The sequence below is a fragment of the Synergistaceae bacterium genome, from assembly GCA_012728235.1.
GTDB lineage: Bacteria > Synergistota > Synergistia > Synergistales > Synergistaceae > JAAYFL01.
In genome coordinates this window covers 1-8,569 of record JAAYFL010000036.1, presented here as the reverse complement: position 1 = coordinate 8,569, position 8,569 = coordinate 1, and the positions used below count along the sequence as shown (strand labels likewise).

At 39.3% G+C, this 8,569-nt stretch carries 7 protein-coding genes and 1 tRNA gene; 5 read left to right on the top strand and 3 right to left on the bottom strand.

The genetic code is table 11. The features are described 5' to 3' along the window. The 3 genes from GXZ13_02810 to GXZ13_02800 form a co-directional block, all read left to right on the top strand. Window positions 1–800: tRNA (guanine(37)-N(1))-methyltransferase (locus GXZ13_02810; protein NLX74768.1), on the top strand; the 800-nt coding region annotated here is incomplete at its 5' end. An 87-nt stretch (window positions 801–887) separates the two neighbouring features. Further along, entirely contained in the window at window positions 888–1,247 is a 360-nt protein-coding gene (rplS, locus tag GXZ13_02805) for a 50S ribosomal protein L19 (GenBank protein ID NLX74767.1), read from the top strand. A gap of 97 nt (window positions 1,248–1,344) precedes the next feature. Further along, a tRNA-Leu gene (locus GXZ13_02800) sits at window positions 1,345–1,429 on the top strand. 231 nt (window positions 1,430–1,660) lie between these two features. Here GXZ13_02800 and thiC read toward each other — a convergent pair. Continuing rightward, window positions 1,661–2,965 (bottom strand): phosphomethylpyrimidine synthase ThiC, encoded by a 1,305-nt coding sequence (gene thiC / locus GXZ13_02795; GenBank protein NLX74766.1) that lies wholly within the window; start codon window positions 2,963–2,965, stop codon window positions 1,661–1,663. Window positions 2,966–3,411: 446 nt separating this feature from the next. Then, window positions 3,412–4,689 (bottom strand): Glu/Leu/Phe/Val dehydrogenase, encoded by a 1,278-nt coding sequence (locus GXZ13_02790; protein ID NLX74765.1) that lies wholly within the window; start codon window positions 4,687–4,689, stop codon window positions 3,412–3,414. A 551-nt stretch (window positions 4,690–5,240) separates the two neighbouring features. On the opposite strand from GXZ13_02790, the gene GXZ13_02785 reads away from it, so the two are divergent. Both GXZ13_02785 and metX read left to right on the top strand, forming a co-directional pair. Beyond that, window positions 5,241–6,539, top strand: a complete 1,299-nt coding sequence (locus tag GXZ13_02785) for an O-acetylhomoserine aminocarboxypropyltransferase/cysteine synthase (GenBank protein NLX74764.1) — start codon at window positions 5,241–5,243, stop codon at window positions 6,537–6,539. Between the two features lie 2 nt (window positions 6,540–6,541). Then, on the top strand, window positions 6,542–7,624 hold the full coding sequence (gene metX / locus GXZ13_02780; GenBank protein NLX74763.1) for a homoserine O-acetyltransferase: 1,083 nt from the start codon (window positions 6,542–6,544) through the stop codon (window positions 7,622–7,624). Window positions 7,625–7,665: 41 nt separating this feature from the next. On the opposite strand, the gene GXZ13_02775 is transcribed toward metX, so the two are convergent. Further along, complete coding sequence (locus GXZ13_02775; protein NLX74762.1) at window positions 7,666–8,034, bottom strand: metal-dependent transcriptional regulator; 369 nt, start codon at window positions 8,032–8,034, stop codon at window positions 7,666–7,668. Window positions 8,035–8,569 lie beyond the last annotated feature (535 nt).

The following is an 8,569-nucleotide window of genomic DNA, read 5'->3' as shown; positions in this document are numbered from 1 at the left end:
TAATACCTGGCGTAGTCGGAAAAACGGAAGCAGTACAAGAAGATTCTTTTTACAACGGAATGCTCGATTACCCAAATTATACCCGTCCGGCTGTGTGGGATGATGAGGAAGTTCCGGAGATACTACTTAGCGGAAATGACACAATTATTAAAGAATGGCGAAGACGTCAATCCGTAGAAAGAACGTTGAAGAGAAGACCTGATATTATTGGACGAGCTGGGATAATGCCCTATTTAAACTACGGAGCATATGTCATAGAGATTTATAATTCTACTCTTGACCCAAAGACCGACAACTCTATCAGTGAAGGGTTAAAATTAAATCTAATAGACACAGCTACAGTCTGTAGAACTTATGGGATAGAAAGATATATATTGATTGCTCCGAATGCTCAGCAAAGAGAAACGATAAAACAAACGATATCTCTTTTATCGGAAGAAGCAGAGTGTAAAGATAGACCCGATTTGAAAGAAGCGCTCAATAATATAAAGCTTTTCGGTTCTACCCAAAAGGCCCTCGCCTGGATAGAAAAGCGATCAAAAACAGATCTTCACAAAGTAGTAGTAACGACAAAAGATTGTAAGAAAGCTGTAAACTGGCTATCTTTAAAAAGAGAAATTCTTCTGAAAAACTATTGCACTGTCTTCTTATTTGGTAGAGAGTGCGAGCTACATAGCAAGATGATTGATTCTGCAAATACAGTTTTACCCCCTATATCGGGAGTAAAAAATAATTTGAATCACTTATCTGTAAGAAGTACAATCGGCATTACTCTTGATAGGTTCTTCGGACAAAGATAAAGGACGGAATAAAATTAACGAGAAGTTTTAGAAACATAAAATTAAAATTAATCAAAATTACAAAAATAAGGAGGGAAAATCCTCATGATTGATCCAAAAATTGCTCTAGTTGAGAAAAAATTTGTAAAAGACAGCGAAACAATTCCTGCTTTCCGCCCGGGAGACACAGTAAAAGTACACGTCCGTGTCAAAGAAGGCGAAAAATCTCGTATTCAGATTTTTGAAGGAGTTGTAATAGGACGTCAGCACGGTGGTATTCGAGAGAACTTCATTGTTAGAAAAATTTCTAACGGAGTCGGTGTTGAAAGAATCTTCCCTGTACACTGTCCTTCAGTTGACAAAGTTGAGATAGTTCGTAAGGGTAGAGTTCGTAGAGCCAAACTGTACTACATCAGAAAACTCAGCGGAAAAGCAGCTCGTATTAAAGAGCGTAGAGAGTTTAAGTAGCTTGTATTATTCCTAAGAAGAGGCCCTTCGTAGGCCTCTTCTTAGAATTTATTAATACTTGACGAAAAGAGATAACATTCGTATAATCTTTTAGTCTGCCGGGGTGGTGGAATTGGTAGACACGCACGTTTGAGGGGCGTGTGGGGCAACCCTTACGAGTTCGATTCTCGTCCCCGGCACCATTGTTCTTAGAAGACCTAACATTAGTTGGGTCTTTTTTTATTTGGCACTTTTTATCACAACTGCTCTTTCATAAATACCACTACAAGAAATCTCTACCTGAGGATTCAAGCAGAGATTTGGCTAACAAGTTGTTTTGTTAAGTCATTTTTATTCATGAAGACTTATTTTCCTAATATACGGGAAAGCAGGGAAGAGCACTTTATTGAAATACTCACGCTGTAGCCCTTGGGCTACAAAATATCAATATACTCACCCGTAAGCGCTTTGTTCATACTTCTTATCGCACAAAACTTCCCACACATAGAGCAACTATCTTCGTGTTCTGGTTTTCTGTCATCTCGGATTTTTCTTGCTGTGTCTGGATCTATTGCACACTCCCACTGTCCTGACCAGTCAAACACTCTTCTTGCATCAGCCATTCTGTCATCAATCTCTCTTGCGCCTCTTATCCCCTTTGCTACATCCGCTGAATGGGCTGCAATTTTTGAGGCAATAATGCCCTGTTTCACATCCTCTAAATTCGGGAGTGCCAAGTGCTCTGCGGGAGTAACATAACATAAGAAAGCTGCTCCGGCAGAAGCTGCTATGGCTCCTCCTATTGCTGATGTAATATGATCATAGCCAGGTGCGATATCCGTTACCAACGGGCCCAACACATAAAATGGTGCTCCATTACAGATGGTCTGTTGAATTTTCACATTTGCAGCAATCTGGTCAATGGGCATATGCCCAGGCCCTTCCACTATTACCTGAACATCTTTTTCCCAAGCTCTTTTTGTAAGTTCGCCAAGCCTTACAAGTTCATCTATCTGACACACATCGGAAGCGTCCGCAAGGCACCCCGGCCGACAGGCATCGCCCAAAGATATTGTTACATCATATTCGCGACATATATCAAGAATTTCATCGTAATACTCATAAAAAGGATTCTCTTCACCTGTCATATGCATCCATGCAAATAATAGAGAGCCCCCTCTGGAGACAATATTCATTTTTCTTCTATGCTTTTTTATCTGGTCTATTGTTTCTCTTGTAATACCACTGTGCAGTGTCACAAAATCAACCCCGTCTTCAGCATGCACCCTTACTACATCAATAAAGTCTTTCGCTGTAAGAGTGCTTAAATCTCTTTGATAGTGGATGACGGAATCATATACAGGCACCGTCCCTATCATGGCCGGACATTCTGACGTAAGTTTTCTGCGGAAAGGCGCTGTGTTTCCGTGTGAGGACAAATCCATGATTGCATGAGCGCCCATATCAACAGCTTGCATAACTTTTTTTATTTCCATATCATAATCTTTGCAATCTTTGGAAATCCCTATATTCACGTTTATCTTTGTTCTTAACATGGACCCGATTCCCTGTGGGTCTATCTGTTTATGATTTTTATTTGCACATATTACTGCTTTTCCGGATGCAACCAGTGGCATTAATTCTTCAACAGTCATTAACTCTTTTTGAGCTACTTTTTTTAATTCTTCGGTAACAATTCCCTTTCTTGCCGCTTCCATTTGCGTAGCGTATTCTCTCATTATCTCTTCCTCCTTGTTAATATCTCATCCATAATCAAACGGTCCATTTTTTACAAATCAAGTGTTGATCCTAATATTCCTCATCAAAGTATTTGGTAAATAATGGGAACTAAAGTATAGAAAAGCGAAGGAACCAAAGCCGAATCATACGTCGTGAAACAAAGTTATAGGAAGAGAATATTTATAACTCTCCCCACTTTGTAAAAAGTTCTTTGTAATACAAAAACTCTCTGCAAAAATTATCTGAGAGTTTTTATAATTTAATATCTGTGTAAAGGAACGCACTGTAAGTACAATCTTTAGAATCTTTAGTTTCTAATCTAACACATGAACATAAATACTGTGACACATAAAACTATGCTAAGACTCCTCCGAAGGTAAAATATCTAAGAATGAATAGCCTCCAAATTAAAGTCTTTATGTCAGCTTAAAAGCTTTTTATAGATTTAGAGAAAATTTCCTTTGAGACGGACACTATCTGCAACTCTCTTGATTGCTACCATAAAAGCTGCACGACGCATTTTTACATTATGTTCAATACTGTAATTCCAGACTCTTTTGAAATTTTCTTTCATTAACAAACTAAGGTTTCTATTATGTTTCTCTTCTGTCCAAAATGTGCCTGATAGATTCTGAGCCCATTCATAGTATGAACCAATAACTCCTCCGCTATTTGCAAGAAAATCGGGCACAACCAAGATTCCCCGTTTGTCTAAAATAACATCTGCCTCGGGTGTGGTCGGTCCGTTAGCTCCTTCTATCAAGTATTTACATTTTAGCTTATCAGCATTGTCTTTATTAATAACGTTCTCAAGCGCACAGGGAGATAAAATAGTACATTCTTGCAAAAGGAGTTCTTCCCTGCTTATCTTGGTAAGTCCTTTCTGAAGGTATCCTTCAAGAGTATGACAAACGTTTTCTGAAGTGCATTCCAACGCTTTCTCTATGTCTATGCCGTCTTTACAGTAATAACCTCCTGAAATATCGCACAATCCGACAATCTTTACGCCAGCTTGGTGGAGGTATAGTGCGTTGTACGTTCCCACGTTACCAAAACCTTGCACTATTGCTGTTGCTGAACAAGGATCAACATTCTGAGTTTTAAGAAGTTCTAATATACAAGTAGAAACCCCAAGGCCCGTTGCAGCTGCTCTGCCCTTTGAACCCCAATATGTAAAAGGTTTACCAGTGACTAATGCCGGCTCCCATCGTCCTCTGAGCTTGGAGATAGTATCAACAATCCAGATCATCTCTTGCCCGCCTGTATTGACGTCAGGCGCTGGAATATCAGCCCAATCTCCGATTATAGGCTCTATACGTGCCGCATACGTTCTAGTCATCTCTTCTCGTTCACGTTTCGAAAGCTTTGTCGGGTCAACCGAAATTCCTCCCTTAGCACCGCCATAGGGAATACCAGCGAGAGAACATTTCCAGGTCATAAGATTTGCAAGCGCTTCACATTCATCGTGATCAACATCGGGATGGAATCGAATTCCACCCTTCGCAGGACCACAGACCGAAGAGTGCTGAACTCGATATCCTTGAAACACTTTTACTGATCCGTCATCCATGTTAACAGGAATGGAAACTTGCATAGAGCGCTCAGGGCGACTCAAAACCTCTACAATATTGTCCTCTAATCCCATCTCTTCTGCTGCCGCATAAAAATTATTCAGAGTAGTTGTTAAAAGTTTATTGGATGAACTGCGTTTAATTACTGCCATCTCCCGACCTCCTTAAAGCATAAGAGCACTGATTAAATCTGAAGTAAAAGCATAACAATACATTGTATATGCTTCTGAAAAAAGTATTGTACACACAAATTAGTAAAAATGCAAAGAACCTATAGATTAAAATTAGGTATTTTAAAAAATATTTATTGTTTTTGAGTAAAATCAGCTGCTTATTTTACCCAAAAGCAAACCGATAGACCAACAGCTTTTTCTTTCATAAATAAATGTAAATCCAATTTTATAAAAATCATAATACGTAGCAAATAGCTTCCATAAAAAAATATGAGTTTTATCTATCTCCATGGATGATATGTTGACAATAGCGGTCTCTACAATTACAATTACTGTTATCGTTTATTTTGAGGGAAAGGAGACCCGCATTATGATACTATCTACTTATCTGTACAACATGATGATGTGCAATTCCAACGGGTCCTTCCTGATGAGATAGACGCGAATTAGACGTCGTATTCACAGGCCGGGCCTAAGTTTTATGGGCTCGGTTTTTTTATTGCTTTAACTCATGAAGGGAGAAAATATAAATGTCAGATAAGAAAAAATATGGTTTAGCAACACAAGCATTACATTGCGGCTGGAAATTTGATCCCGCCACAGGAGCTGCGGCTCTCCCTATATATGCTACTTCTGCATATCAATTCAAAAACAGCGAACATGCTGTAAAGCTTTTTAATTTAGAAGAGGGTGGACACATATATTCAAGGCTCTCCAACCCAACTGTGTCTGCATTTGAAGAAGCATTAGCTGCTTTAGAAGGAGGAGTTGGCTGTCTAGCAACATCATCAGGACAAGCTGCATTTACTCATCTTATAACCGCTCTATGTTCCTCCGGAGATAATTTAGTTGTATCTCGTCAAGTATATGGCGGCACATTGACTCTTTTACAAAATATTTTTTCTCGTTTTGGCATAACTACTAAATTTGTTGACGGGAATCATCCCTGCCAGTTTGAACAGGCCATTGACGAAAATACAAGGGGAATTATTACGGAAACTATTGGGAACCCTGTTATGAACGTTGCTCCACTTGAAACGTTGAGCAAAATTGCAGAAAGAGCCGGAGTTCCCCTCATAGTAGACAGTACTTTCGCTACTCCTATTTTATGCAGACCCATTGAATGGGGAGCTCATATAGTTGTGCATTCAACTACAAAGTATATCTCTGGCAACGGGAACTTGCTCGGAGGCGCAGTTGTTGACAGCGGCAATTTTGACTGGTCACAATATCCGGAAAAATTTCCAACTTTAGCGAAACCGGATAACTCATATCACGGAATAACTTTTGCTGAACATTTTGGAAAAGCGGCACTATATGCCAAATTACACGCTTCTATTATAAGAGATATGGGAGGCTGTCCATCTGCCTTTGACGGATTTTTACTTCATACCTCTCTGGCCACTTTATCTCTACGCATGAAAAAACATAGCGAAAACGCTCTTGAAATTGCGAAATATCTTGAGACAAATCCTTCCGTTGAATGGGTGAGTTACCCAGGGCTTGCCTCTCATCCCCAACATGATTTAGCCAAGCAATATCTAAAAGACGGCTGCGGAGGAATGATGGCTTTCTCAATAAAAGGCGGGCTAGAGGCTGGACGCAAGTTTCTTGATGGGCTCGATCTTATCGGACATATGGCTAACCTTGGAGATTCGCGGACTCTAATAATACATCCTGCATCAACAACTCATAGCCAATTGTCCAAAGATCAAAGAGAAGCAGCAGGCATTACAGACGGTCTTCTAAGACTGAGTGTCGGGATAGAAAATATAGAAGATATCTTGGAAGACATTATTACTGCTCTGAATAAGGCAACACAAAAATAACAATGATAGAAAAAAGTGGTTCCCTTACACTTCCTGAAATTAAGTTGCACAACGGAGAAACCCTTAAAGACGTTGTGCAAGTATATTCTATGTACGGTGAACCAAATGCGAATAAAGACAACATAGTAGTAGTCTGTCACGCATTGACTGGAAGTCACAGACTTGCCGGAGAAAAAGTTAAGGGCTTGCCAGATCCTTGGTGGGGCACAATAGTAGGAGACAGCAAGGCCTTGGATACGAGAAAATACTGTATTATATGCTTTGGAAATCTTGCCAGTCCATATGGGAGCACGTCACCTCTTTCAATTAACCCAGAAACAGGCAAAAAGTTTGGAATGGATTTCCCCATTTTATCACCAAGAGACATCGCTATAGCACAAAAGAAAGCTTTAGACGAACTTGGATTTAAAAAAATAAACTGTGTAATAGGAGCCTCTTTAGGCGGAATGATAGCTCTTGAAATTGCTCTGACTTTTTCTGAAGACGTCAAGAAATGCATACTGATAGCTGCTCCAGATAGGTTATATCCCCAGGCAATTGCTTTTAATTCCGTTCAAAGACAAACCATAACAAATGACCCTGAATGGAACTTTGGGAATTACGAGGGAGCCGGACCAGTAAATGGGCTTATGACTGCTCGCATGTTGGCCATGATAACTTACAGGAGCGAACAAACTTTTACAGACAGATACATGAGAAAAACTGTTGACGAGAGTCAAAGCAAATGGGATAGCAAGTTCCAAGTTGAGGACTACCTGCTATACCACGGACAGGAACTCGTACGACGCTTCGATGCGAACTGTTATCTTTATCTAACTAAGATGATGGACTTACATGACATTGGTGTCGGGCGAGATGGAATTGAAAAAGCTTGGGGATATTTTCGTGGAAACAAATTGCTGGCCAGAGGCATTTCAAGCGATATGTTATTTCCAAACTGGCAAGTGGAAGAGGCTGCCAGACAAGCGTCTCTTTCAGGGGTAGATGCGAAGTATGAAGAGATAGAAAGCGAAAAAGGGCATGACTCCTTCTTAATTGATTTTGATCAACTGGATGATTACATCAGGACTTTTCTTTGGGAATAAAATAACATCTTTGTCTTAATTTCATAATTTGTTCTTTTGTTTTATTGGTAATTCATTTTTACGAAATCTTTTAGTTTTTCAAAACTCTCTTCACTTATCGCATGTTCCACTCTACAAGCATCGCGATCTGCAACTTCTTTGTTTACCCCTAAAAGTTTAACTAAAAACTCTGATATAACTTCATGTCTTTCGTAAATATCTGAAGCCAAGTGGTATCCTTTTTTAGTTAGAATCAGCTCACCATTTGACTCCATAATGACGTGCCCACGTTTTATTAATAACTTTACTGCGCGACTTATACTTGGTTTTGAATAACCCATCTCATTCGCTACGTCTATCGAACGGACGCTTCCGTTGCGCTCCTTTAAGATTAAAATCGTTTTTAGATAATTCTCGCCTGATTCACGCATAAGGTTCTTCTCCTCCTCAATGCTAGATGTTAATGCATATAATAAAAAAATATTATAAAAAGCACATAAATTATCTTATTCTACTTATGATGATACAATAAAAACTCTCTTTAGGTTCTACAATAAGCATCCCATAATAAGCTAAAACGGGAGGACAACTTTTCTGAACAGTGAAGTCATTTTATCTTGCGATTTTTTAACGTGTACGACTCCCTCAGGCACAAACAGCGTTAACGAGTAGAAACTCAAAGATCTACGCCTAAATCGCTACTTTTATCTTTTGAAGTTCATTGCTAAACACATTATAATTTATTATATATCACTGCTTTAAAACATATTTATATTATTTATCTTAATACAATATCTGCCCATTTATATGAAAAACCTATCTATATGCATATTCCGCTCAAAATAAACACCTTGACCGTTTCAGATTGAACACTCTGACCGCTCTAAACTGAACACCCTCGCCGCATCTACTGAACAGGTCAGAAGTGCCCGGAGGGAACCGTCCTCCGGGCCATGATTTTTACTT

Bases quoted from the DNA above. Each gene is read 5' to 3' on its own strand.
- thiC (NLX74766.1), bottom strand. From the start codon at position 2,965: ATGAGAGAATACGCTACGCAAATGGAAGCGGCAAGAAAGGGAATTGTT.
- GXZ13_02790 (NLX74765.1), bottom strand. From the start codon at position 4,689: ATGGCAGTAATTAAACGCAGTTCATCCAATAAACTTTTAACAACTACT.
- GXZ13_02785 (NLX74764.1), top strand. From the start codon at position 5,241: ATGTCAGATAAGAAAAAATATGGTTTAGCAACACAAGCATTACATTGC.
- metX (NLX74763.1), top strand. From the start codon at position 6,542: ATGATAGAAAAAAGTGGTTCCCTTACACTTCCTGAAATTAAGTTGCAC.
- GXZ13_02775 (NLX74762.1), bottom strand. From the start codon at position 8,034: ATGCGTGAATCAGGCGAGAATTATCTAAAAACGATTTTAATCTTAAAG.